Consider the following 22,183-nt stretch of genomic DNA (forward strand, 5'->3'; position numbering starts at 1 on the left):
ATTTATTATTTAGTAGCTTTTTTCTTGTTAGCAACTGTTTTACGTTTACCTTTACGTGTACGAGAGTTATTTTTTGTACGTTGACCACGAACCGGTAAATGTTTACGGTGACGTAGACCACGGTAACAACCTATATCCATTAAACGCTTGATGTTCAACTGAACCTCTGAACGCAGTGCACCCTCTACTTTTACCTCTTCGTTAATAATTGTACGGATAGCTGCCAATTGATCATCGTTCCACTCAGAAACTTTAACGTCTTCACTGATACCGGCTTTATCCAAGATATAAGCAGCAGTAGCACGTCCTATACCGAAAATATAGGTAAGGCCTATAACACCTCTTTTGTTTTTAGGTAAATCTATACCTGATATCCTTGCCATATAATATTTTAAGCGATTATGTTAATAAACTACCCTTGACGTTGTTTGAACTTAGGGTTCTTTTTGTTGATTACAAAAACTTTTCCTTTACGACGGATGATTTTGCAATCCGCGCTGCGTTTTTTTATTGATGCTCTTACTTTCATTGTAATAATATTTAAAAGCTAATTACCATAAAGAACAACAGACCGTTACTTATAACGATACGTAATTCTTCCTTTTGTTAAATCATAAGGAGACATTTCCAACTTCACTTTGTCCCCCGGAAGAATCTTGATATAATGCATACGCATTTTACCAGAGATATGTGCGATGATTTCATGCCCATTTTCCAATTCCACACGGAACATAGCGTTTGAAAGCGCTTCTCTAATTATACCGTCTTGTTCTATTGAGGCTTGTTTAGCCATATGCTCTAACTTAATTTACATTTTAGCCTGCACAAACAGGAGTGCAAAGATAAATAAAAAATATTGAAACTCAACTACTTTTTATCCAAAACTTTCTCTACGTGCTCAAACGTGAGCAAAACATCGGGTGTTCCCTTTTGAATGGCGACCATCTGTTCAAAATGTGCAGACAGTTTACCGTCAACCGTGCTGACCGTCCAGCCATCGTCCCAAAATTTCACACCCGCTTTTCCCGCATTAATCATCGGCTCGATACAGATCACCAAGCCGGATTCCAACTTAGGTCCAGCTCCACGTTTTCCATAATTCGGCACCTCCGGCTTTTCATGCAGGTGCAAACCCACTCCGTGTCCTACCAACTCACGGACAATTCCGTAATTGTAGGGAGCCACATACTCCTGAATGGCAGAAGAAATATCACCAACCCGCTTTCCAGCAACCGCTTGTTCGATGCCTTTAAATAAAGAAGCCTTCGTAACGTCCAATAACTGTTGTGCTTCCGGTGTTAATTCCCCTACACCAAACGTATAGGCAGAGTCGCTAATAAAACCATTCAGGTTGACACCTCCATCTACCGAAACCAAATCCCCGTCTTTAATCACATAATCACTAGGAAAGCCATGAACAATTTGATCGTTCACCGAAATACAAAGTGAATATGGAAAACCGTGATAGTTCAAGAAGGCTGGCGTGCCTCCATGATCCTGAATGAAATCATAGGCTAACTTATCCAGTGAAAGGGTGGTAATACCCGGCTTGATTTCCTTGGCGATTTCTCCAAGCAATAACGAGAGTACGTTTGCCGACTCTCGTATTTGCTCGATTTGTTCTTCGGTTTTAAAATAAACTTTAGACATTAATTTTCTTAAATCGCTGATTGATCAATACCTTCCACTGTAGCCGTTGAACGACCTTTCACACGCCCTGTCTTCATTAACCCGTCATAGTGACGCATCAATAAATGACTTTCTATCTGCTGAAGTGTATCTAAAACCACCCCTACTAAAATCAATAACGATGTACCTCCGTAAAAGTGAGCAAACTGATTATTTACACCCAACTTGCTGGCCAATGCTGGCATGATTGCAATGATGGCAATAAAAATCGCGCCTGGAAACGTAATACGTGAAATCACGTTATCGATGAAAAGGTTAGTGTCATATCCTGGTTTTATGCCAGGGATGAATCCTCCGTTCTTCTTCATATCCTCAGACATTTGCTGCGGATTGACCATAATAGCTGTGTAGAAAAAGGTGAACGCAATGATTAACACTGCAAAAGTCACATTATATGCTACCGACGTATAATTGCTCAAAGAAGTTAAAAACTCAGATTGTAAATTTGGAAAAAACTGCGATAAAGCCATAGGCAAGAACATAATCGCTTGCGCGAAAATAATAGGCATTACCCCCGCAGCATTCACCTTCAAAGGAATGTACTGGCGAACACCACCAACTTGCTTATTGCCCACAATTTTCTTAGCATATTGTACCGGGACCTTACGAATACCCTGCACCACCAAAATTGCAAAGATAACCACAAAGAATAAGGCCACAAACTCTAGCAAAAGTGGAATCGGTCCACCGCCGCTAGGGCTCATCCGAGATCCCCACTCCGCTACGATACCCGCTGGTAACTGTGCAATAATACCCGCCATGATAATCAATGAGATACCGTTACCAATACCCTTATCGGTGATTTTTTCACCAAGCCACATCACAAACAGCGTACCCGCAGTCAAAACAATAGCTGAAAGAATCGTGAACATCGGCTCCGCCAACGTTTTCGCTTCGGCAGGAACCTGTGTTTTCACATAAGCTACAGCCTGTACCAACGTAATGGCCAATGTCAAATAACGTGTAATCTGGGTCATTTTCTTACGACCAGACTCACCTTCTTTTTGCATCTTTTGAAATGCAGGAACCGCAATCCCCAATAATTGAACAACGATCGATGCAGAAATATACGGCATGACGCCCAACGCAAAAATTGCTGAACGAGAGAAAGAACCTCCGGCAAACATATTGATCAGATCCAATATGCTATTGCCTTCGCTACTTTTAGCCGCTAATGCATCGGGATTGACACCTGGTAGAACCACGTGACAACCGATACGGTATATAAGAAGAAGTAGCAAAGTCGTAATAATACGATTACGCAACTCTTCAATTTTCCATATATTGGTTAAGGTTGTGATTAGTTTCTTCATGTAATTTTAAAGTTTTACGATAGAACCACCAGCTGCTTCTATAGCTTTCTGAGCTGAAGCAGAAAAAGCATGTGCCTTCACTTCAACTTTAGCCGAAAACTCACCGCGACCTAGGATCTTGAACACATCGTTTTTAGAAACTAAACCGTAAGCTTTCAACGTATCGAAATCAATAGCCGTCAAGTTGTGTTTCTCTACCAAGCCTTGAAGCACATCTAAGTTGATACCGATATATTCAACCCGATTGATGTTTTTGAAACCAAATTTAGGCACACGGCGTTGTAATGGCATTTGACCACCTTCGAAACCGATCTTTGTGGAATGACCAGAACGAGAACCAGCTCCCTTGTGACCACGAGTGGACGTACCACCGCGACCAGAACCTTGACCTCTACCAATACGTTTCTTGCTCTTTAAAGAACCTTTAGCTGGTTTTAAACTACTTAAATTCATTTTTTTTAAGATTGTGTTACGCCTTCGCTCTCACTAAACAGGTCGTAACGATAAATAAATAATTAATAAACGGAACGGAAAGAATCCGAAGATCCTTTCCATTGTCATATTAAATAGTCTCGATAGCTACTAAGTGATTCACTTTTCTAACCATACCGATAATGGCAGGTGTAGCTTCAACTTCTACTGAGTGATTGATTTTTTTCAAACCTAAAGCCTCAATAGTTCTCTTTTGGCGCTCGCTTCTGTCGATAACGCTCTTTATCTGGGTGATTTTGATTTTTGCCATGATAATTAACCGTTAAATACTTTATTCAAATCGACGCCGCGGTTTTGTGCAACTGTATATGCATCGCGAAGATTGGACAATGCATCGATTGTCGCTTTTACCACGTTGTGTGGGTTAGACGACCCCAATGATTTTGCCAATACGTCCTTAATACCTGCACTCTCTAATACCGCACGCATAGCACCACCTGCAAGTACACCTGTACCGTGTACAGCCGGTTGAACCAAAACGCGACCACCAGAGAATTTACCATATTGTTCGTGCGGAACCGTACCGTTAATAACAGGAACTTTGATCAAGTTTTTCTTGGCATCATCGATACCTTTCGTGATCGCTTCAGTCACCTCTTTTGCCTTTCCAAGACCGTAACCCACGATACCGTTTTCGTCACCGACAACTACGATAGCGGAGAAACTAAATGTACGACCACCTTTAGTCACTTTCGCAACCCGTTGGATACTTACTAAGCGATCTTTTAATTCAATTTCGCTTGATTTCACTCTTTTTATATTGCTTAATGCCATGTTTTTATTGATTAAAAGTCTAAACCGCCTTCGCGAGCACCTTCAGCCAATGATTTCACACGGCCATGGTATAAGTACCCATTACGGTCAAAAACTACTTTGCTAATACCTGCTGCTACAGCTTTCTCTGCAACCAATTTACCAACAGCTTTCGATTGCTCAACTTTCGTTCCTGAAGCTGCCAAATCTTTAGAGATAGAAGATGCAGAAACTAATGTTTTGCCAGTCGTATCATCAATGATCTGTGCGTAAATACCTTTGTTACTTCTAAAAACTGATAAACGTGGACGCTCAACCGATCCAGCCAGGTTTTTTCTTATTCCTTGTTTGATTCGCTCTCTGCGAGATGTTTTATTTCCTGCCATGGTTATTATTTTTTAGCTGATTTACCTGCTTTTCTTCTTAATACTTCACCCTCAAACTTGATACCTTTTCCTTTGTAAGGCTCAGGTTTACGGAAGCTGCGGATTTTTGCGGCTACCTGACCGATCAATTGTTTGTCAGCCGACTCCAAAATGATCGTTGGGTTCTTACCTTTTTCAGCAGTTGTTGTTACTTTAATTTCCTTTGGCAATACGAAAACAATCTGGTGAGAGAAACCTAAGGTCAATTCTAAGGTATTGCCCGTGTTTGCAGCACGATAACCTACACCCACTAGCTCTTGCGTAGTTTTGTAACCTTCAGTAACACCTACAACCATGTTATTGATTAAGGCGCGGTACAATCCGTGTAACGCTTTGTGTTTCTTTTGTTCTGTAGGCCGTGTTACTAAAATATTACCATCTTCTTCTTTAACGGTAATGTCACGATCTACTTGTTGTGTTAATTCGCCTTTCGGTCCTTTTACTGTTACCAGATTTTTATCTGATACAGTGATCGATACTCCCGAAGGAATAGCGATAGGCGCTTTTCCAATTCTTGACATTTCTTTTGTGTTTTTTACCTAGATTAATAAACGTAACATAAAACCTCACCACCTACGTTCTGTAAGCGAGCCTCTTTATCTGTCATTACTCCTTTAGAAGTTGACAAGATAGCGATACCCAAACCATTCAAAACGCGAGGCATGTCATCTACACTTGCATACTTTCTTAAACCAGGTTTACTCACACGTGTCAATGTGCGAATAGCCGGAATTTTGCTAATTGGGTGATACTTCAAAGCGATTTTGATGTTTCCTTGAGGACCATTTTCCTCAAATTTGTAATTAGCAATGTAACCTTTGTCAAAAAGAACTTTAGTGATCTCTTTTTTCAGGTTCGATGCAGGAATTTCAACAACCCTGTGGTTGGCCTTAATGGCATTCCTTACTCGTGTAAGGTAATCCGCTATTGGATCTGTATTCATTATTATACTTAAATTATGACAAGGGTTTCCGGATACTAACCAAAGCTCCAGACCTTTTGTCTGTTCATAAATTACTTGATAAAGAACGGCATGAGAGACAAATAGCGATAGCTAGACCACTCATACAGAACCTCCTGTCACTGCTGGACAAGCCATTTCAATGAAAAACCCCGATAAACCCTTTTTGGGGTTTATCCGGGCAAAAGTAAATTTTTTTTTTCTTATTACCAAGAAGCTTTTTTCACTCCCGGGATTTTACCGTCTAAGGCCATCTCACGGAACGTTACACGAGAGATACCGAATTGACGCATATATCCTTTTGGACGACCAGTCAATTTACAACGGTTGTGCAAACGAACTGGTGAAGCATTTTTTGGTAATTTGTCTAATGCTGCATAGTCACCTGCTGCTTTTAATGCAGCACGTTTTTCCGCAAACTTAGCTACCAATTTTTGACGCTTTACTTCGCGCGCTTTTAATCCTTCTTTAGCCATTGTTGTTTGTATTTTGATTTTTGAATGGTAAACCGAATTGCTTCAATAACTCCAACGCTTCCACATCGTTTCCTGCTGAAGTTACGAACGTGATATCCATACCTTGGATCTTATTAATTTTGTCAATGTTGATCTCAGGGAAGATGATCTGCTCTGTAATACCTAAGTTATAGTTACCTCTTCCATCGAAACCTTTTTCGTTAATACCACGGAAATCGCGGATACGAGGTAACGAAACTGAAATCAAACGGTCTAAGAACTCGTACATGGTGTTATCACGTAATGTCACACGCGCACCGATTGGCATGCCTTTACGCAATTTGAAGTTTGAGATATCCTTTTTTGATTTAGTAGGAACCGCCTGCTGACCTGTAATCAATGTCAATTCTGAAATAGAGTTATCGATCAATTTCTTGTCTGCTGTAGCCGCACCGATACCTTGTGACACTACAATCTTCTCCAGTTTAGGAACTTGCATAACGCTTTTATACTGGAACTTATCTTTAAGCGCTGTACGGATTTCCTCCGCATATTTCGCTTTTAATCTTGGTACGTAAGTCATTATTTAATTTCCTCCCCTGATTTTTTTGCGTAACGAACAATTTTCCCATCTGCATTAACTTTACGACCAACACGGGTAGGAGCACCTGTTTTTGGATCGATCAAAGCCAAGTTTGAGATGTTTATTGCAGCTTCCTTTTCAATGATACCACCATTAGGATTAGCTGCGCTAGGTTTAGTGTGTTTTTTTACGATGTTAGCGCCCTCAACAACAGCTCTGTTTGCATCCACTAAAACTTGCAATACTTTTCCTTGCTTACCTTTAGAGTTACCAGCGATAACTTTCACTAAATCACCTTTTTTAATTTTGATCTTGTGAGTTGTTTTTGTTTTCTGTGCCATAATTATAAAACCTCCGGTGCTAGTGATACAATTTTCATGAACTGCTTCTCACGCAACTCACGAGCCACAGGCCCGAAGATACGTGTACCGCGTGGTTCATCGTTATTATTTAATAATACTGCAGCGTTGTCATCGAAACGAATGTATGAACCATCCTTACGACGGATTTCCTTTTTCGTACGAACCACTACTGCTTTAGAAACTGACCCTTTTTTCACGTTTCCTGAAGGTAAAGCGCTCTTTACGGTAACAACAATTTTATCACCGATAGATGCATAACGCTTACGCGTACCGCCTAATACACGGATTACTAAAACTTCTTTAGCTCCAGAATTGTCGGCCACATTTAATCTTGATTCCTGTTGTACCATTATTTAGCCCTTTCTAAAATTTCAACTAATCTCCAGTTCTTTGTCTTACTCAGCGGACGAGTTTCCATGATTAATACCGTATCGCCGATACCGCAGGTATTTGTTTCGTCATGAGCTTTGAATTTAGTAGTTTTTTTAACGAACTTACCGTAGATCGGGTGCTTTACTTTACGTTCAACAGCCACGACAATAGATTTGTCCATCTTGTTGCTAACTACTAAGCCGATTCTTGTTTTTCTTAATTTTCTTTCCATTTCGACTTTACTTTTTATGCCTCAGCGGCTGTTTCAGATTTAGCAGCAATTTTACGTTTCGAAATCTCTGTAGAGATACGAGCGATAGTCTTGCGCGCTGCTTTGATTACGTTAGGGTTCTCAATAGCAGAAACAGCATGTGCAAATTTCAACTTGTTAAGAGCAGCTTTCTCTTCTTTAAGACGAGCTGTAAGGTCCTCTTGTGATAATTCGATGATTTCTGAATTTTTCATTTTCTTTCAGTGTTGTGTTGGGTTATCAATTATGTTTATGAAGAGCCTTGTGGGTAACGGCCACAAGGCTAAACTATTGACATTACCAACGATTTTTATGCTTCTACGTAATCTCTACGTATAACAAACTTAGTTTGAACCGGTAATTTTTGAGCAGCTAAACGTAATGCTTCTTTGGCGATTTCCAAAGGCACACCTTCTGCTTCAAATAACATACGGCCTGGGCGTACTACTGCTACCCAGTATTCTGGAGCACCCTTACCTTTACCCATACGTACCTCTGCAGGTTTTTTCGTAACAGGCTTGTCCGGGAAAATACGGATCCACACTTGACCTTCACGTTTCATATAACGTGTTACGGCGATACGCGCTGCCTCAATCTGGCGACTCGTGATCCATGCTGGCTCCAGTGATTTGATACCGAAAGAACCGAAAGCTAATTCTGCTCCACGAGAAGCATTACCTTTCATACGGCCTTTCTGCATCTTTCTGAACTTCGTTCTTTTTGGCTGTAACATGTTCGTATTTTATTTAATCTGCCTACGCAGACATCTGTTGTAATCTAATTAAACTAATTATCCTCTGTTTGCACCGCCACGGTTATTTCCGCCACGGTTGTTTCCACCACGGTTTCCACCGCGTCCACCTTTACGGTTATCACGGTTGTCACGACGCTCACCGCCTTCGTTTCCCCCGCGGGTCTTCGTGTTGGAAGTTTGTCCGATGTTTGGAGATAAATCACGTTTACCGTAAACCTCACCTTTACAGATCCAAACTTTAACACCGATTTTACCGTAAGTTGTCAACGCTTCCGCTAATGCATAGTCGATATCTGCACGCAATGTGTGTAGAGGAGTTCTTCCTTCTTTGTACTGTTCAGTACGTGCCATTTCAGCACCACCTAAACGGCCAGAACACATTACTTTGATACCTTCAGCACCCATACGCATAGTTGACGCAATAGCCGTTTTCATTGCACGACGGAATGAAATACGTGCTTCTAATTGCTTAGCGATACCTTCTGCTACCAGCTTCGCATCAAGCTCAGGGCGTTTGATCTCGAAAATATTGATTTGAACATCTTTCTTCGTCAATTTTTTCAATTCTTCCTTAATCTTGTCAACTTCTTGACCCCCCTTACCGATAACGATTCCTGGACGTGCAGTGTGGATCGTAACAGTGATACGTTTTAATGTTCTTTCAATTACAACTTTTGCTACACCACCTTTAGCGATACGTACAGAAAGATATTTTCTGATTTTTTCGTCCTCAACTAACTTATCAGAATAGTTGTTGCCTCCGAACCAATTAGAGTCCCATCCTTTGATGATACCTAACCTGCTACCTATTGGATTTGCTTTTTGTCCCATTCTTATTATAAATTAGTTGTTTACGTTGTTTAAACTGTCTACTACCAAAGTTACATGGTTTGAACGTTTACGAATTCTGTAACCACGGCCTTGCGGAGCCGGACGCAATCTTTTCAATTGACGGCCGCCACCAACAGATACCTCTTTTACAAACAAGGCACTACTTTCCAAAGAAGCCCCTTCGTTGCTAGCTTCCCAGTTTTTGATCGCTGATAATAATAATTTCTCAACGCGGATTGCAGCCTCTTTTCCAGAGTGTTTCAAGATGTAAAGAGCGGTCTCCACTTTTTCGCCACGGATCAGATCCACTACTAAGCGCATTTTACGTGGCGAAGTAGGGCAGTTCAATAACTTGGCAGTAGAAGCTCCTCCTACTTGAGCTTTTTCCTGCTCTTTGCGCTGTCTAATAAGGACAGATTTTTTAAGTTTTTTTGTTGCTTCCATTACCTAATTATTTTTTCTTTTCTGCGTGGCCTTTGAATGTACGCGTAGGCGCGAATTCACCAAGCTTGTGACCAACCATGTTTTCTGTTACATAAACCGGAATGAATTTATTCCCGTTGTGCACTGCGAAGGTATGGCCAACAAAATCAGGTGAAATCATTGATCTACGAGACCAAGTCTTAATAACTGATTTTTTGTTTGTTTCATTCATAGAAAGAACTTTTCTTTCTAAGTTGTGATCGATATAAGGACCTTTTTTAATTGAACGAGCCATTATTTTTTCCTTCTCTCAATGATGTAACGATTCGATGTTTTCTTCTTGTAGCGTGTTTTGAAGCCTTTAGCCAACACACCTGTACGTGAACGAGGGTGACCTCCTGAAGTACGGCCTTCACCACCACCCATTGGGTGATCTACTGGGTTCATAGCCACACCACGAACACGAGGACGACGACCCAAGTGACGTTTACGACCCGCCTTACCTAGTACTTGGTTTGCTTTCTCAGCATTGGATACTGAACCAATAGTAGCAACACAAGTTAACAAGATCATACGTGTTTCACCTGAAGGCAATTTAATGATGGCATACTTACCGTCACGAGCAGACAATTGCGCATATGTTCCTGCAGAACGTGCAATAGAACCTCCTTGGCCCGGGTTAAGCTCAATGTTGTGAATGATCGAACCTAGAGGAATGTTTGCTAGTGGCAATGTATTACCAATTTCTGGGGCTACTTTCTCACCTGCTACAACAGTTTGACCTACTGTTAAACCAGCAGGAGCAATGATGTAACGTTTCTCACCATCCGCGTAGTGCAATAAAGCAATACGTGCCGTACGATTTGGATCGTACTCGATAGTAGCAACTTTTGCAGGGATATCTTTTTTATCGCGTTTGAAATCAATTAATCGGTATGATTTTTTATGTCCCCCACCGAGATAACGCATAGTCATTTTACCGGTATTGTTACGACCGCCTGACTTCTTGATGCTAACTACTAATGATTTCTCAGGAACGTTAGTTGTAACGTCTGAATAATCAGCACCTACTCTAAAGCGAGTACCAGGGGTAACCGGTTTGAATCTTTTAACTGCCATTTCTTATTATAGTGTACTGTAAAAGTCAATAGTTTCACCATCTTTCACCGTGATGATGGCTTTTTTATACTTAGGGCTTCTGCCAGAAACGAAACCTGCTTTTGTGTAACGGCTTTTCGCTTTACCAGCTACAACCGCTGTGTTTACTGTCACAACAGTTACACCGAACATTTCCTCAATAGCTTGTTTGATCTGGATCTTATTAGCTCTGTGATCTACTTTGAAAGCATAACGGTTCAATTTCTCCGTCAATAACGAAGCTTTCTCAGTCAAAATAGGTTTTTTGATAATCTCCATATTACTTAGCGAATGCTTCCTCCAAAGTTTTAACAGAATCTGCAGTTAACAAAAGTTTTGTTGCATTCAACACATCGTATGTGTTTAAATCTGAAGCAGCGATTACTTTTGCTTTCTTCAAGTTTCTGCTTGATAAATAAACATTGTTATTGTATGCTGGCAATACTAATAAAGTTTTTTCGTCAGCTACATTTAATGCATTGATCAAAGCGAGGTAATTTTTTGTTTTGATCGAATCGAAGTTTACTTCATCCAATACTAAAATATTGTTCTCTTGCGCTTTATAGCTCAATGCTGATTTACGCGCTACTTGCTTTAATTTTTTATTCAATTTAAAGCTGTAGTCACGTGGTTGAGGACCGAAAATACGACCACCACCGTTAAACAATGGAGATTTGATAGAACCCGCACGAGCGCCACCAGTACCTTTTTGTTTGTGCAGTTTACGAGTTGAACCCGCGATTTCGTTACGTTGCTTTGATTTGTGAGTTCCTTGGCGTTGGTTCGCTAAGTATTGTTTCACATCCAAATAGATCGCATGGTCGTTAGGTGTTACACCAAATACGGACTCAGGTAGTTGCACCTTGGCACCTGTTTCTTTACCTGATAAATTTAATACATTAACTTCCATCTCTACTATTTGTCTACGATTACATATGAACCCTTAGCTCCTGGAATGGAACCACTAACAACAATTAGGTTTTGCTCTGCGTAAACTTTCAAAATCTGTAAATTTTGAACCTTCACTCGCTCTCCACCTGTACGACCCGCCATGCGCATTCCCTTGAATACACGTGAAGGCCAAGAAGAAGCACCCAATGAACCTGGAGCACGTAGTCTGTTGTGCTGACCGTGAGTCGCACCTCCTACACCACCAAATCCGTGACGCTTCATTACACCTTGGAATCCCTTACCTTTTGAAGTACCAACTACGTCTACGTACTCGCCTTCCTCAAAAATCGTTACATCCACGATGTCACCTAGTTGTTTCTCATCTTCGAAAGTTTTGAATTCAACTAGTTTACGCTTAGGAGTCACGCCCGCTTTTGCGAAGTGTCCTTTTAAAGGAGCTGATGTATTCTTTTCCTTAGCATCATCATAGCCAAGTTGAAGAGCCGCATAGCCATCCTTCTCTACCGTACGTATATGCGTTACCACGCACGGCCCAGCCTCAATTACTGTACAAGGGATATTCTTCCCTTCTGCATCGAACAGGCTGGTCATTCCTACTTTTTTACCAATAATTCCTGACATGTTATAAATTAATTAATTAAAAGTCCATCGAAGCAGTAGGGCTTCGCTCAAGACATACTATCCCCATTAAGGGATTGCAAAAGTACAAACATTTTTCTAACTGTCAAATAATTAGTGCATTATTTTTTTTATTTTTAGAATTCTCGGATATCAATTTGAGCTCCTTCCGACACTATTTATTTTTTTGGATAACTTTTCGAGGCGACTAACCTACCGTTCTGCTTCATTTTCTAGCATGGGCATACATGACACTGCCGTACTCGTTTCCTCAGTAGACTCTCTATATAGGCGGATACTTTACAACCCTCTGAGCGACGTTTTTTTGATGGATATGCGAACGAGAATTTCCATTTGACGGGATAGATTACCACAGGTTCCGACCGATATTTTACTCAACTAGGAATAAAAGACTTGATTCTTTATCGCCACCGGAATCTACACGATAAGTTAAATGTTTAGTCGGGGGATTTCGCCCAACTGAGCGTCGTGCATTTCAAATTACGACAGTCCCAGCCAAGCGCAAATGGCAGCACCCCTCCTTTACGGCCTAATGGGAATGGCGATATTCCAGGACCGGGTACCGTGCTCGAAACCACCCGGACCATCCATGGTGGCAAAAAACATACAAATCGGCCTTCCGTTTTCGAACAAGACGAAAGGGCGCTCCAGTTGCCCCATAGTCTTGGTCGTTCCATCGTCAAACGTCAATGTACGAGAATACGCTTTTCGGGTTTTATCCATTTTCCAGATCTTGCCATCCAATGAATGAAAGAGCACGCCTGCATGATGTTCACCCGTCATTTTCGATGACATATCTTTCATCAGCAAGTGAAGCCCAGCACTATCCTCCCAAAGAAACGGATCTTCAAACTCGCTATATTCGGGCTTATTAAACAACGGCATATCATCATGAAGTATAATAAAGGGTTCATAAATAGATTTAGCATAGGCTATACCTATTTTTTGACGGGTCTGAAAAGGATACTTTTCGCCATAAGCCCTCCCTTTAAAAACAAGCAAAACGGATCCATCTTTGCGGATCAGCGGCGCAGGATTTGAGGTTAGAAAACTATAAAACGTGTTCGGCCTAGTATCCAGTATAGGCTTATCATATCGTGTCCAAGGCCCCTTTAGTGAGGCGGCTGTGGCTATGCCGATCCGCTTGTTCGATCGTCCAACAGTAGCATATGCCGATGTGAGCGTCAATTGTGCGGCTTCCGTGGGATCCGCAAAGGGATGGGTCGACCCCATGTAAAACAGGATATACTTATCACCTGATTTTGTAATGCTTGGATTATGGGTGGCGCGACCATCCCAATACTGCGCGCCACGTGCCGGCAATACGACCTCTTTGAACGTGTAGGGTCCTTCTGGCTTCCTTGCTTCTGCCCGAACAATCTCCGAGGCAACCATCCACGTCGGATGAAACGGAAATTTCTTAGGCCATCGCGAGGCAAACATGTGATAAATACCTTCGTCATCTTTGATGACGGAACCGCACCAGACCCAATAATCGTCCATTGAAAAACCACTATTGTGTGCAACTGGCCCGAGTTTACCTGCGAAAGGATTCGTTTGCTGCCCACGGCACGCCAAGGTCAACAGTAGTAAAAAGATAATGCAAATAACCGACTGGTTGACATACCGTATTTCTTCGACTAATGTTTTCATATAACCGATTTTATTTTCCCATTTATTAGTGGCAGCAATGCGGTATCACGCGCTATTGTTTTATAACGTTCTCTCCCCGTAGCATCCTACCATAGCGAACCAACGCTTCTACATAATAGTAGTCAGCATACGTTAAAGGCACGTCCACTTCGGTCTTGTGCGGGATAGAGCCAACGCTATGTTTCAAGATGTAGCCGCCGTTACTCCCGTACGCAGCCTTATAGGGCGCCTCTGATAGCGATTGTAGCATCTTCTCTGCCTTAGCAATATAGATCATCTTTTCTTTGCCTTTAGTATATAAGCTTAGTTCCAACAGCGCCGAAGCAACAACCGACGCCGTCGATGCATCGTGCAGGTCTCGCTGAGCGTAATATGGGCTATCCGATGTTAGCTTATTCTGATCCATATCCCAATACGGGATCAAATCTGCCGGGAGGTTCGGATGACTCAGATAGAATGAAGCGATTTTACGCGCTTGTTTTAAATAATTCTTATCCTTAGTTTCCCTGAACATCATGGTATAGCCATACAATGCCCAAGCCTGCCCCCGCGCCCACGATGACTCATCAAATGCCCCCTGAGCCGTTTTCCGAGCGAGGACAGAGCCATCTGCAGGATTGTAATCCACAACGTGGTAAGAACTGTAGTCTTTTCTAAAATGATTTTTCAAAGTTGTATTCGCATGCGCTTTAGCTATTGCTGCATATGTTGAGATTCCGGTCAGTTTCGTCGCTTGCATCAAAAATTCAAGGTTCATCATATTGTCAATAATGACTGGATAGGACCAGGGTTGTCCATCCCAGTTTTTACCCCCATCCCAAGAACGGATCGCCTGCGTGGTTTCTCCGAACCGAGACGCCAAAGAGGCTGCACCGGTAGCCAGGACAGGTTGGTAAGCTGCGGAATCGCCTGTCAACCGCAACGCGTTACCAAAACTGCAGAACAGCATAAATCCAAGATCATGTGTTCCTGTGTTATTTTTTTCTTTCTCCAAGTAGCGGAGTTTTGATTCTGCAATATCCAGTAAACGGGTATCACCTGTAGCCTCATATAGGTACAGCGCGGTTCCAGGATAGAATCCGGAACACCACCAAGACGTGCCCCAATTAACATGCTTGCCTTCGCGGTAAGTAGTCGGTATATCCGACTCCTTGATCCGGGATTCCAAATAGTGGATTTGCTTCGCCGCATCGTTCAAGTTCGTTTGAATAAACTGCTTAGACAGCTTCAAGCTGCGCTGCTGTGCCATAGCGTCCGGGCGAAGGCAGCCTATGCACAATAAGGCTGCCCACATCGTGAATGTTTTTTTCAAATCAATTCGCATATTAATACGTTACATAATAGTCTTTCGGAAAAGGCTCGCCTGCAAATACTTTTTGGGAAGTCCACTTCTCCGGCTTACATGTCCAGAATTCGTCAATTACGGGCAGCCCAAGCGGCAAGAACGATAGAGAGACCACATACATGGATCCGGCATTCGTATAGTAATCGGCCAGATTTTGCTGTTTATCACCTACCACTCCCATAGTCAACCAACCCGATTTACTGATCGTAGCGTCTTTGTAGATATGCCGAAGCACAGCCGTCAAACCGGCACGCACCTGTCCTTTTGTAATGTCATCTGGCAACTTATTGTCGAGTGCTACCGCTGCCAACGGTTGGAATGCTGCGTTTCGGTAGGTCGACGATCGTCCCACGACAGTATAATAACCTTCGGGAGATATAAGACGCTCTAAATGATGGGCGTATCGTTGCATGCGTTGATATGCACGATTGTACATTTCCTGATATACGGGGCCCGCTGATAGGTTGTGCCTAAGAGACTCTACCTGCATACAATGAATAACGTAACCGTTATAATGGTCGAAACTAAACCGAGCCCCGTCACTATACCAACCGTCGCCTACGTACCATTCTTTGTCGAATTTGTTCACAGCATAGTCAATTTTTTCGCGCGCACACAGCTCGCCAATACTATATAGAAAGGTTTCGGTCATAGCGGCGAAAAGTAGCCAGTTGCTTTCATTAGGCTTGATGCGCCTCAAAAGTTTAAACTCTTCGACGATCCGCTTCTTTGTGAGGTCGGTCAGCGGCTCCCACAATGCTTTAGGTGCCCTCAAAAACGCCAGGGCGAGGTGCGCCGCATCAACAAGCGTTTGGGAAGATGCCCCTCGCCACGTAAAGTAATCGGGAGATTCCGGATCTACCCCATACTGAATGCCTAATAACGCTTGCTCCCGAAATTTTTTACGTACCAGTCCCTCAGCTGTCACATCATCTGGTAAAGCTAACCAAGGGGCCATCCCTGCCAGCAATCGACCGAACGCTTCTAAATAACCGACTCCCGGATCTCGCGAGTCAAACGTCGGACTAACCTCCATAGGCATGTTTTTGCGAAACTGTTGCTTGCTGATATTCTCCAAAATAGGAGCAGCAATTTTCGACAGTAAATTAACCCAATAAGCGCGGTCATCGGTACCCGTGGATGCTTTCACCCTCTTCGGGTTTGGTAATCCGATAACTGGCGATGCCAATGAAGCAAGTCCGGCGCCCCCAAAAAGTTTTAATAAAAATCTTCTGTTCATAACTAAGTCTTTGATCATGCTTTTAATCACCAACCTACTAGCTCTGAAAACACGTGGTATATCGTTTAGCTAATTTGTCTTACAAGCAAATGGAATTCAACATATCCTTTTCACTCTCGCCATCTGGTACAGATACATTTCTCGAAGATGTAAAAAATCAAACGGTCAGCAAAATTATCGTTAGACAGAAGTTGTCCTCAATCGGTTGCGTAGCACAAAGCAATCAGTAACTTCTTCATTACAAAGCGACAACCGTCTTTCTTGTAGTTGTTTGATTCAAAAAAACAATCATTTCCTACGATATCTTACATTTTTTCGATGTCCTATCGTCCTTCAAATCTGGTCGCACAAAAAAATGCGAACAAACTTTAGTCATCCCACCCCGGGTTCTGAGTTAAATTTGTATTGCGCTCTCTTTCCACTTGGGGAATCGGCCAAATATATAATTGATCACCCCCCCAAGCATAAGGAGAATTAATGGTGCCCCAAACTTCCTTGATACCACTACCTGCTTTAAAAGAGGTTTCTTTCAATGTCTTCCATCGCAATTCATCAAAATATATCACTCCCTCACCTAACAACTCTCGTCTTCGTTCCTCTCTAATCTCGTTTCGTAGTTCGTTTTCGCCAATACTTAGCAAAATCTGCGCAACACCTGCCCGTGCTCTCACCTCGTTAACTTTTAATACGGCTTCACTCGGTCTCTTCAATTCATTTAGTGCTTCTGCCCACAATAATAGAATATCAGCATAACGCATAACAATATAATCGTACGCCCCCGCTTCTCTATTGGGGATACCCGGATTCGCGCCTTCATACACAAACTTACGCGGATAGTAGTAAAAGCGTGGTACGATATCTGTTCGGAGGTCAAATACACCTCCGAACTCCTGCCTATAAGGCCACCGGGATGTGAATACTTGATCTGCCGCGCCATTTGCCCCTATAAACGTCGAATAGGGCAAAATAACTGTACTTGCTAAACGAGGGTCACGATCTGCATACGCTGCCTTTACCCTTTCTTCATTACCATTTGGTAGATACAATGACATATCCAGTCCTTTTGTTGTCATTCCTTGTATCTCCGACTCTGTCAAATTGTTTCGCAGGAAAAAAACTTCTCGCTTCTTAGGATCCATTTGATTGTAACCAGGCATATAATCGTTCCAATTAAAGGGCGTTCCGTCTTTCTTCTGATATCGGTCAATCATATCGGGTCCTATTAGATACGTATTCCAGTTTGACCCAAAGGCTGATCTACTCCCAAATCGAAATTGATAATCTGATCCGAATCCCGCTAGCGGCATATTCTGTATGCTAAATATTATTTCTGGACTTTGCTCATTATCTCCTTTGAACAACGTCGCGTAGTTCTCGAACAAGCTATGTCCTAACTTTTTGACTTCCTCAAAATCTGCAATAGCCTTTGCCCATTCACCGATATACATATAGGTCTTGCCTCGAAGTGCGTACGCTGCTGATTTCGTCGCACGCCCAAAATTTGCATTACCTTTGGGGTACCTATCGGGAAGCTGCGTCTCATTAATACAATCGGTGAGATCAGTTATAATTAAATCCCAAACCTCTTGCTCAGTATTTCGGGGTTTATCCACCTTATCCCATTCTATGGGTTCAATATAAATAGGTACCCCTCTGTAGAGTTGGTTGAGACGATAATAATAATAGGCTCTCAAAAATTTAACTTCCGCTACCAGACGTGCTTTTTTTTCTGCCGCGACAGGCGAGACTTCCGTAATACCATAGATCGCTGTATTCGCCCGATGAACGCCTTCATAAAGATTTTGCCACGTTGACGAAAAAAGACCGTAGGAAGTTGTCGCCGTACCATTCATGAGTGCAGAATTATCACGTCCCTGCATACTAACATAAGAATCGTATACATAGAGGTTCTGTCCAAGACGCAGAGCGTGATAAACACCATTTACCCCCTGATCCGTTAGGTTTTCTGTTAGCCACATATTATTGGTCAATACCTGTGTCTTCGGTACGGTGTCCAACAATCCTTTTTCACAGGAAGAAATAAGCGCTACACCTGCAAGAAACACTCCTAACAGAACACCCCTGTTCCAAAAGTTATATTTTGTTTTATTATTCGTTTTCATAATCTAGTTTATTTAGAATCCAATATTCAATCCAAAAGCAAATTGTCTCATCGTTGGATATTCTGCTCCTGCTCCAACCTCCGGATCCAAACCTGGAAAATCGGTAAACATTAACAAATTTTCTCCCGAGAAAAACACACGAAGATTACGCACTTTAAATCGATCTGTCAGACTTTTATTAAAGGTATACCCTACCTGCAAATTCCGCAGCTTTAAGAAATTGGCATTATATAGCCAATAATCACTGGCTTGGTTGTTAATATTTTCCGCCGATGTGCCATACTTCAGTCTCGGAAAATATCCGTTCGTATTCGTGCGCGGATCGGAAGGATTTGAAGGATTATAAAAGTAATGATCTTCGGCGACCCGCGTGGTCACCTGATTACCTAAAATTAATATATTGCTATTGTATCCATGATCTGTCCAATAGTACTGTAAACCAGACTCTCCTGCCCATATCATAGATAAATCAAAGCCTTTGTAGGAAAACCCTAAATTGAAACCATATATGTATTTTGGATTAGTTGATGTACCGGTAAAATACTGATCAGCATTATTACCGTATATCCCATCTCCGTTCAAATCGGCGTAAATCAAATCACCATAATACATGCTCGTTGTTCCATACGTTTCACCCACTTGCTGATTCGAGTTTAAGAAAGAATAACCAGCAGCCTTCATGGCTTTAGCCCATTCATAGTCCTGATCCGTTCGAATCATCCCTCCTGTAGGTCCGCCATTGATATTAACCGATCCATCGCTATTGAAATAACTGCCGTCTCCCTTATAAACCTGACGAAGATAAAATTCGTTGTATTGATATCCTTCCAGTGTTCGGTTTAACCCGCCTGTCGATACATCACCTAAATTAGTTTCCCAAACTTGGTTACCTGCACCGTCATCAACCATTCCCTGAACCAATTTACCTTCAAATTTGGTTACCTTATTTTTATTGTATGCAAAGTTGCCTCCGATGTTATATCTAAAGTCACCTATATTGTCCCTCCAACTCAGGTTCAATTCAATACCGTTATTACGCATAGACGCTTGATTATAATACGGGGGACTAGCAGTCCCTGCGGTAATCGGCATTTGGGCGGTACGAATGATATCCGATGTTCTGCGGTCATACACGTTGAACTCCAAAAATGCCCTACGGTTCAAAGTAGAAAACTCCAGCCCAAGCTCTCTGTTTTCAGATTCCTCCCATTGTAAAAGGTCATTCCCAAAACGCGATAACCTCAATCCATTGGCTTGAGCACTATTGTAAGAATATCCCACGGAGCCATAAACTCCATGCCAACCGTATACATTGAGATCATCGCCACCGTCATTTCCCAACCGTCCCCAAGAACCACGAATTTTGATATCCTGTACATAAGGAGCAACAGGCTCCATAAATGATTCCCTAGAAAGGATATATCCCAACGACACCGAAGGAAATGTCCCATACTTCCTCCCTGAGCCAAATTTAGAAGCTCCGTCTCTTCGAAGACTAAATTCCGCAAGATATTTCGCGTCATAATCGTAACTTACTCGTCCAAAAAATGACCGCATAGCATTGTCCGATTCGCTCCCCCCGATACTATTCATTTCTGTTCCTGTACCAATATTCGTGATTGTCGGGTCTATCAACCCCTTCCTTGATGCGCTAAAACCAGAGTCATTATAATAGAATTCATTATGACCAACTAAAGCGCTGATCGAATGCCTACCTATTTCTGTGTGGTAACGTAACACGTTGTCAAAGGACTTTCTGTAAATTTTACCGTAGGACTGGCCAGTAGTCAACTGTGATAAATTAACAGGTGTCGATATAATCTGCATGGTGGAAAAATCGTATCGATCAGAGGGATCAGACCAGCTCTTCACCTCATCGAAACGATTTTGGTAGTTGAATTTCGTCTCGAAAGTCAATCCTTTCCATAGTCGTATATTCGCAAAAAAGGTAGAGTTCAAACGAGTTCGCTCGTTACTCCCTTTATTATCATACAAATACAACAAAATATTATTTAGCTGCGATGATTCACCAGAACTAATTACCGCCCCACCGAACTTCCCTTCATACATCGGATAGATACCTGGTGTCGTCTGACGCAAATAGTTGTATAGATTGGCATCGGATGCCATTGAGCGATGCTCATTGATTACGAACGTTTGTGTACCAACCGTTAGAAAGTTGGTAATATCCGTTTCTAAATTAACACGACCTTCATAACGTTTCATACCCGTATTATGCATAATCCCGGGATTATCTTGTAATCTTCCTGATAAATTATATTTTATCTTTTCGCTTCCGCCCAGCACACTTAAATTATGATTTTGAAGCCAACTATCATCGTAAATCCAATCCCCCCAGTTAGTATTGGGATAGGCCACGTAGTTTGGCACACCTGATTCGGCCATACCGTTGGGATTTGCATTGGCCGCTGCCCAGGCATCACGAGCAGCCTGTGTGTACGGACCATCAGCATCACCAATATTTTGGGCTGCTTCCTGAAACAGGTTCATATGTGTCAAGTAATCACTTAAAAATACCGGTTTCACACTTGGTGTTGTCCTAGAAAACAGACCCGAATACGAAATTTGAGGAGCTTGCCCAACTTTACCTTTTTTGGTCGTGATCAAGATAACTCCGTTTGCCGCTCGAGCCCCATAAATAGCCGCAGACGAAGCGTCCTTCAATACGGAAATACTTTCGATATCCTCTGGATTGACCGCATCCATCACGCCTTGAATTCCATCGATAATAACTAAAGCGTCATTATTGTTCATTGTACCGACACCACGCACACGGATCATTGCACCATCACTTCCAGGTTTACCGTTCCCCACTTTGACTTGAACACCAGCTGCAAGTCCCGATAGCGCAGAGGACACATTTGTCACAGCTCTGTTTTCCAGCTGTTTTGCATCGATAGTTGCGACCGACCCCAATAATTTTGCCTTCTTCTGGGTACCGTATCCCACGACGACGACCTCATCGATTGCAGCATCGGAACTGCTCAAAGTTAGATTAATTGTAGAACGCCCCCGTACAGGCTCTTCTTGATTTTCGAATCCGATATACGAAATGACCATAGTGCCATCGTTCGCCAAGGACAACGAAAACAGTCCCTCTCCATTCGTTGATGTTGAAGTGCCTCCTCCTTTTTCACTTACTGTTGCACCGGATATTGGTCGTCCTTGATTATCTGTTATCCGTCCGGAAACAGTAATCTTCTGTTGGGCAATACTTAAATGCGCAGCACTGAGCAGCAACATCAGTAGCCCCAATTTGTAAAACTTCATCATAGTTTTGGTTATTTGTGTTACAATGAAAATTGGTTACTTAACTTGAAATCAAAAGTGTATGATCTTATGGGTTCAAGAGGGGGACATTTTTAAATATTTAGGGGGAAAATCCTAAATTCCGCAAAGATATACCGACTGGGAGAGCTTTTTATAGGGGGAAAATCCTAAATTCGGAAT

Annotated in this window: 30 protein-coding genes; all 30 read right to left on the minus strand. The window is 42.1% G+C overall.

The genetic code is table 11. The features are described from left to right. Window positions 1–5 precede the first annotated feature (5 nt). Window positions 6–383 (minus strand): 30S ribosomal protein S13, encoded by a 378-nt coding sequence (rpsM, locus tag ACFSR5_RS13080; protein ID WP_380904490.1) that lies wholly within the window; start codon window positions 381–383, stop codon window positions 6–8. Window positions 384–412: 29 nt separating this feature from the next. After that, the gene (ykgO, locus tag ACFSR5_RS13085; RefSeq protein ID WP_013665024.1) at window positions 413–529 is read right to left on the minus strand and encodes a type B 50S ribosomal protein L36; all 117 of its coding nucleotides are present in this window, start codon (window positions 527–529) and stop codon (window positions 413–415) included. A 45-nt stretch (window positions 530–574) separates the two neighbouring features. Next, entirely contained in the window at window positions 575–793 is a 219-nt protein-coding gene (gene infA, locus ACFSR5_RS13090; RefSeq protein WP_002997456.1) for a translation initiation factor IF-1, read from the minus strand. 74 nt (window positions 794–867) lie between these two features. After that, complete coding sequence (map, locus tag ACFSR5_RS13095; protein ID WP_380904492.1) at window positions 868–1,650, minus strand: type I methionyl aminopeptidase; 783 nt, start codon at window positions 1,648–1,650, stop codon at window positions 868–870. 8 nt (window positions 1,651–1,658) lie between these two features. Next, on the minus strand, window positions 1,659–3,002 hold the full coding sequence (gene secY / locus ACFSR5_RS13100) for a preprotein translocase subunit SecY (RefSeq protein WP_380904494.1): 1,344 nt from the start codon (window positions 3,000–3,002) through the stop codon (window positions 1,659–1,661). Window positions 3,003–3,008: 6 nt separating this feature from the next. Continuing rightward, complete coding sequence (gene rplO / locus ACFSR5_RS13105; protein ID WP_380904496.1) at window positions 3,009–3,455, minus strand: 50S ribosomal protein L15; 447 nt, start codon at window positions 3,453–3,455, stop codon at window positions 3,009–3,011. A gap of 109 nt (window positions 3,456–3,564) precedes the next feature. Continuing rightward, entirely contained in the window at window positions 3,565–3,744 is a 180-nt protein-coding gene (gene rpmD / locus ACFSR5_RS13110) for a 50S ribosomal protein L30 (protein ID WP_380904498.1), read from the minus strand. A gap of 5 nt (window positions 3,745–3,749) precedes the next feature. After that, a complete protein-coding gene (rpsE, locus tag ACFSR5_RS13115; protein WP_380904500.1) occupies window positions 3,750–4,268 on the minus strand; it encodes a 30S ribosomal protein S5 in 519 nt (172 codons plus the stop codon). 11 nt (window positions 4,269–4,279) lie between these two features. Continuing rightward, on the minus strand, window positions 4,280–4,633 hold the full coding sequence (rplR, locus tag ACFSR5_RS13120; RefSeq protein WP_380904502.1) for a 50S ribosomal protein L18: 354 nt from the start codon (window positions 4,631–4,633) through the stop codon (window positions 4,280–4,282). A gap of 5 nt (window positions 4,634–4,638) precedes the next feature. Next, complete coding sequence (gene rplF / locus ACFSR5_RS13125) at window positions 4,639–5,193, minus strand: 50S ribosomal protein L6 (RefSeq protein ID WP_380904504.1); 555 nt, start codon at window positions 5,191–5,193, stop codon at window positions 4,639–4,641. Between the two features lie 23 nt (window positions 5,194–5,216). After that, window positions 5,217–5,615 carry a 30S ribosomal protein S8 gene (rpsH, locus tag ACFSR5_RS13130; RefSeq protein ID WP_449325436.1) on the minus strand — a complete coding sequence of 133 codons (399 nt, stop codon included), beginning with the start codon at window positions 5,613–5,615 and terminating at the stop codon, window positions 5,217–5,219. Between the two features lie 224 nt (window positions 5,616–5,839). Continuing rightward, window positions 5,840–6,109 (minus strand): 30S ribosomal protein S14, encoded by a 270-nt coding sequence (rpsN, locus tag ACFSR5_RS13135; RefSeq protein ID WP_093100399.1) that lies wholly within the window; start codon window positions 6,107–6,109, stop codon window positions 5,840–5,842. Beyond that, window positions 6,102–6,671, minus strand: a complete 570-nt coding sequence (rplE, locus tag ACFSR5_RS13140) for a 50S ribosomal protein L5 (protein WP_380904506.1) — start codon at window positions 6,669–6,671, stop codon at window positions 6,102–6,104. The genes rpsN and rplE overlap by 8 nt, the downstream gene beginning before the upstream one ends. Beyond that, window positions 6,671–7,012 (minus strand): 50S ribosomal protein L24, encoded by a 342-nt coding sequence (gene rplX, locus ACFSR5_RS13145; protein ID WP_380904508.1) that lies wholly within the window; start codon window positions 7,010–7,012, stop codon window positions 6,671–6,673. The genes rplE and rplX overlap by 1 nt, the downstream gene beginning before the upstream one ends. 2 nt (window positions 7,013–7,014) lie before the next feature. Continuing rightward, entirely contained in the window at window positions 7,015–7,383 is a 369-nt protein-coding gene (gene rplN, locus ACFSR5_RS13150; RefSeq protein ID WP_002997484.1) for a 50S ribosomal protein L14, read from the minus strand. Then, window positions 7,383–7,637, minus strand: a complete 255-nt coding sequence (gene rpsQ, locus ACFSR5_RS13155; RefSeq protein WP_136900226.1) for a 30S ribosomal protein S17 — start codon at window positions 7,635–7,637, stop codon at window positions 7,383–7,385. Before rpsQ ends, rplN begins: the two co-directional genes overlap by 1 nt. Window positions 7,638–7,651: 14 nt before the next feature. Next, entirely contained in the window at window positions 7,652–7,870 is a 219-nt protein-coding gene (gene rpmC / locus ACFSR5_RS13160; RefSeq protein WP_380904511.1) for a 50S ribosomal protein L29, read from the minus strand. 95 nt (window positions 7,871–7,965) lie between these two features. Next, window positions 7,966–8,388, minus strand: coding sequence for a 50S ribosomal protein L16 (gene rplP / locus ACFSR5_RS13165; protein ID WP_085472369.1), 423 nt, complete (start codon window positions 8,386–8,388; stop codon window positions 7,966–7,968). Between the two features lie 57 nt (window positions 8,389–8,445). After that, entirely contained in the window at window positions 8,446–9,240 is a 795-nt protein-coding gene (rpsC, locus tag ACFSR5_RS13170) for a 30S ribosomal protein S3 (RefSeq protein WP_380904514.1), read from the minus strand. Between the two features lie 12 nt (window positions 9,241–9,252). Continuing rightward, window positions 9,253–9,684 (minus strand): 50S ribosomal protein L22, encoded by a 432-nt coding sequence (gene rplV, locus ACFSR5_RS13175; protein WP_380904516.1) that lies wholly within the window; start codon window positions 9,682–9,684, stop codon window positions 9,253–9,255. 7 nt (window positions 9,685–9,691) lie between these two features. Further along, window positions 9,692–9,958 (minus strand): 30S ribosomal protein S19, encoded by a 267-nt coding sequence (gene rpsS / locus ACFSR5_RS13180; protein WP_037498931.1) that lies wholly within the window; start codon window positions 9,956–9,958, stop codon window positions 9,692–9,694. After that, window positions 9,958–10,782 (minus strand): 50S ribosomal protein L2, encoded by an 825-nt coding sequence (gene rplB / locus ACFSR5_RS13185; protein WP_380904518.1) that lies wholly within the window; start codon window positions 10,780–10,782, stop codon window positions 9,958–9,960. The genes rpsS and rplB overlap by 1 nt, the downstream gene beginning before the upstream one ends. Window positions 10,783–10,788: 6 nt before the next feature. Continuing rightward, window positions 10,789–11,079 carry a 50S ribosomal protein L23 gene (gene rplW / locus ACFSR5_RS13190; protein ID WP_380904520.1) on the minus strand — a complete coding sequence of 97 codons (291 nt, stop codon included), beginning with the start codon at window positions 11,077–11,079 and terminating at the stop codon, window positions 10,789–10,791. Window position 11,080: 1 nt separating this feature from the next. Then, window positions 11,081–11,710, minus strand: coding sequence for a 50S ribosomal protein L4 (rplD, locus tag ACFSR5_RS13195; protein ID WP_380904522.1), 630 nt, complete (start codon window positions 11,708–11,710; stop codon window positions 11,081–11,083). A 5-nt stretch (window positions 11,711–11,715) separates the two neighbouring features. Then, window positions 11,716–12,333 (minus strand): 50S ribosomal protein L3, encoded by a 618-nt coding sequence (gene rplC / locus ACFSR5_RS13200; protein ID WP_380904524.1) that lies wholly within the window; start codon window positions 12,331–12,333, stop codon window positions 11,716–11,718. Between the two features lie 540 nt (window positions 12,334–12,873). Then, the gene (locus ACFSR5_RS13205) at window positions 12,874–14,004 is read right to left on the minus strand and encodes a glycoside hydrolase family protein (protein ID WP_380904526.1); all 1,131 of its coding nucleotides are present in this window, start codon (window positions 14,002–14,004) and stop codon (window positions 12,874–12,876) included. Window positions 14,005–14,056: 52 nt separating this feature from the next. Next, window positions 14,057–15,316: a glycoside hydrolase family 88 protein gene (locus tag ACFSR5_RS13210; protein WP_380904528.1), complete on the minus strand. Its 1,260-nt coding sequence runs from the start codon at window positions 15,314–15,316 to the stop codon at window positions 14,057–14,059. Between the two features lie 13 nt (window positions 15,317–15,329). Beyond that, window positions 15,330–16,589, minus strand: coding sequence for a DUF2264 domain-containing protein (locus ACFSR5_RS13215; RefSeq protein WP_380904530.1), 1,260 nt, complete (start codon window positions 16,587–16,589; stop codon window positions 15,330–15,332). 368 nt (window positions 16,590–16,957) lie between these two features. Beyond that, entirely contained in the window at window positions 16,958–18,712 is a 1,755-nt protein-coding gene (locus tag ACFSR5_RS13220; protein WP_380904532.1) for a RagB/SusD family nutrient uptake outer membrane protein, read from the minus strand. A 12-nt stretch (window positions 18,713–18,724) separates the two neighbouring features. Next, a complete protein-coding gene (locus ACFSR5_RS13225) occupies window positions 18,725–22,006 on the minus strand; it encodes a SusC/RagA family TonB-linked outer membrane protein (protein ID WP_380904534.1) in 3,282 nt (1,093 codons plus the stop codon). Between the last annotated feature and the right edge of the window lie 177 nt (window positions 22,007–22,183).

Source organism: Sphingobacterium suaedae, from assembly GCF_042684625.1.
Taxonomy (GTDB): Bacteria; Bacteroidota; Bacteroidia; order Sphingobacteriales; family Sphingobacteriaceae; genus Sphingobacterium; species Sphingobacterium suaedae.

What these genes read in the sequence shown, in the direction of transcription:
- rpsM (WP_380904490.1), bottom strand. Translation starts at nt 383, where the DNA reads ATGGCAAGGATATCAGGTATAGATTTACCTAAAAACAAAAGAGGTGTT.
- rplB (WP_380904518.1), bottom strand. Translation starts at nt 10,782, where the DNA reads ATGGCAGTTAAAAGATTCAAACCGGTTACCCCTGGTACTCGCTTTAGA.
- rpsE (WP_380904500.1), bottom strand. Translation starts at nt 4,268, where the DNA reads ATGGCATTAAGCAATATAAAAAGAGTGAAATCAAGCGAAATTGAATTA.
- rpsQ (WP_136900226.1), bottom strand. Translation starts at nt 7,637, where the DNA reads ATGGAAAGAAAATTAAGAAAAACAAGAATCGGCTTAGTAGTTAGCAAC.
- rplP (WP_085472369.1), bottom strand. Translation starts at nt 8,388, where the DNA reads ATGTTACAGCCAAAAAGAACGAAGTTCAGAAAGATGCAGAAAGGCCGT.
- rplE (WP_380904506.1), bottom strand. Translation starts at nt 6,671, where the DNA reads ATGACTTACGTACCAAGATTAAAAGCGAAATATGCGGAGGAAATCCGT.
- secY (WP_380904494.1), bottom strand. Translation starts at nt 3,002, where the DNA reads ATGAAGAAACTAATCACAACCTTAACCAATATATGGAAAATTGAAGAG.
- rpsN (WP_093100399.1), bottom strand. Translation starts at nt 6,109, where the DNA reads ATGGCTAAAGAAGGATTAAAAGCGCGCGAAGTAAAGCGTCAAAAATTG.
- rpsS (WP_037498931.1), bottom strand. Translation starts at nt 9,958, where the DNA reads ATGGCTCGTTCAATTAAAAAAGGTCCTTATATCGATCACAACTTAGAA.
- infA (WP_002997456.1), bottom strand. Translation starts at nt 793, where the DNA reads ATGGCTAAACAAGCCTCAATAGAACAAGACGGTATAATTAGAGAAGCG.
- rpmC (WP_380904511.1), bottom strand. Translation starts at nt 7,870, where the DNA reads ATGAAAAATTCAGAAATCATCGAATTATCACAAGAGGACCTTACAGCT.
- rplV (WP_380904516.1), bottom strand. Translation starts at nt 9,684, where the DNA reads ATGGAAGCAACAAAAAAACTTAAAAAATCTGTCCTTATTAGACAGCGC.
- map (WP_380904492.1), bottom strand. Translation starts at nt 1,650, where the DNA reads ATGTCTAAAGTTTATTTTAAAACCGAAGAACAAATCGAGCAAATACGA.
- rplD (WP_380904522.1), bottom strand. Translation starts at nt 11,710, where the DNA reads ATGGAAGTTAATGTATTAAATTTATCAGGTAAAGAAACAGGTGCCAAG.
- rplO (WP_380904496.1), bottom strand. Translation starts at nt 3,455, where the DNA reads ATGAATTTAAGTAGTTTAAAACCAGCTAAAGGTTCTTTAAAGAGCAAG.
- ACFSR5_RS13215 (WP_380904530.1), bottom strand. Translation starts at nt 16,589, where the DNA reads ATGAACAGAAGATTTTTATTAAAACTTTTTGGGGGCGCCGGACTTGCT.
- ACFSR5_RS13225 (WP_380904534.1), bottom strand. Translation starts at nt 22,006, where the DNA reads ATGATGAAGTTTTACAAATTGGGGCTACTGATGTTGCTGCTCAGTGCT.
- rplN (WP_002997484.1), bottom strand. Translation starts at nt 7,383, where the DNA reads ATGGTACAACAGGAATCAAGATTAAATGTGGCCGACAATTCTGGAGCT.
- rpmD (WP_380904498.1), bottom strand. Translation starts at nt 3,744, where the DNA reads ATGGCAAAAATCAAAATCACCCAGATAAAGAGCGTTATCGACAGAAGC.
- rplX (WP_380904508.1), bottom strand. Translation starts at nt 7,012, where the DNA reads ATGGCACAGAAAACAAAAACAACTCACAAGATCAAAATTAAAAAAGGT.
- rplR (WP_380904502.1), bottom strand. Translation starts at nt 4,633, where the DNA reads ATGGCAGGAAATAAAACATCTCGCAGAGAGCGAATCAAACAAGGAATA.
- ACFSR5_RS13205 (WP_380904526.1), bottom strand. Translation starts at nt 14,004, where the DNA reads ATGAAAACATTAGTCGAAGAAATACGGTATGTCAACCAGTCGGTTATT.
- ACFSR5_RS13220 (WP_380904532.1), bottom strand. Translation starts at nt 18,712, where the DNA reads ATGAAAACGAATAATAAAACAAAATATAACTTTTGGAACAGGGGTGTT.
- rplW (WP_380904520.1), bottom strand. Translation starts at nt 11,079, where the DNA reads ATGGAGATTATCAAAAAACCTATTTTGACTGAGAAAGCTTCGTTATTG.
- rpsH (WP_449325436.1), bottom strand. Translation starts at nt 5,615, where the DNA reads ATGAATACAGATCCAATAGCGGATTACCTTACACGAGTAAGGAATGCC.
- rplF (WP_380904504.1), bottom strand. Translation starts at nt 5,193, where the DNA reads ATGTCAAGAATTGGAAAAGCGCCTATCGCTATTCCTTCGGGAGTATCG.
- rpsC (WP_380904514.1), bottom strand. Translation starts at nt 9,240, where the DNA reads ATGGGACAAAAAGCAAATCCAATAGGTAGCAGGTTAGGTATCATCAAA.
- ykgO (WP_013665024.1), bottom strand. Translation starts at nt 529, where the DNA reads ATGAAAGTAAGAGCATCAATAAAAAAACGCAGCGCGGATTGCAAAATC.
- rplC (WP_380904524.1), bottom strand. Translation starts at nt 12,333, where the DNA reads ATGTCAGGAATTATTGGTAAAAAAGTAGGAATGACCAGCCTGTTCGAT.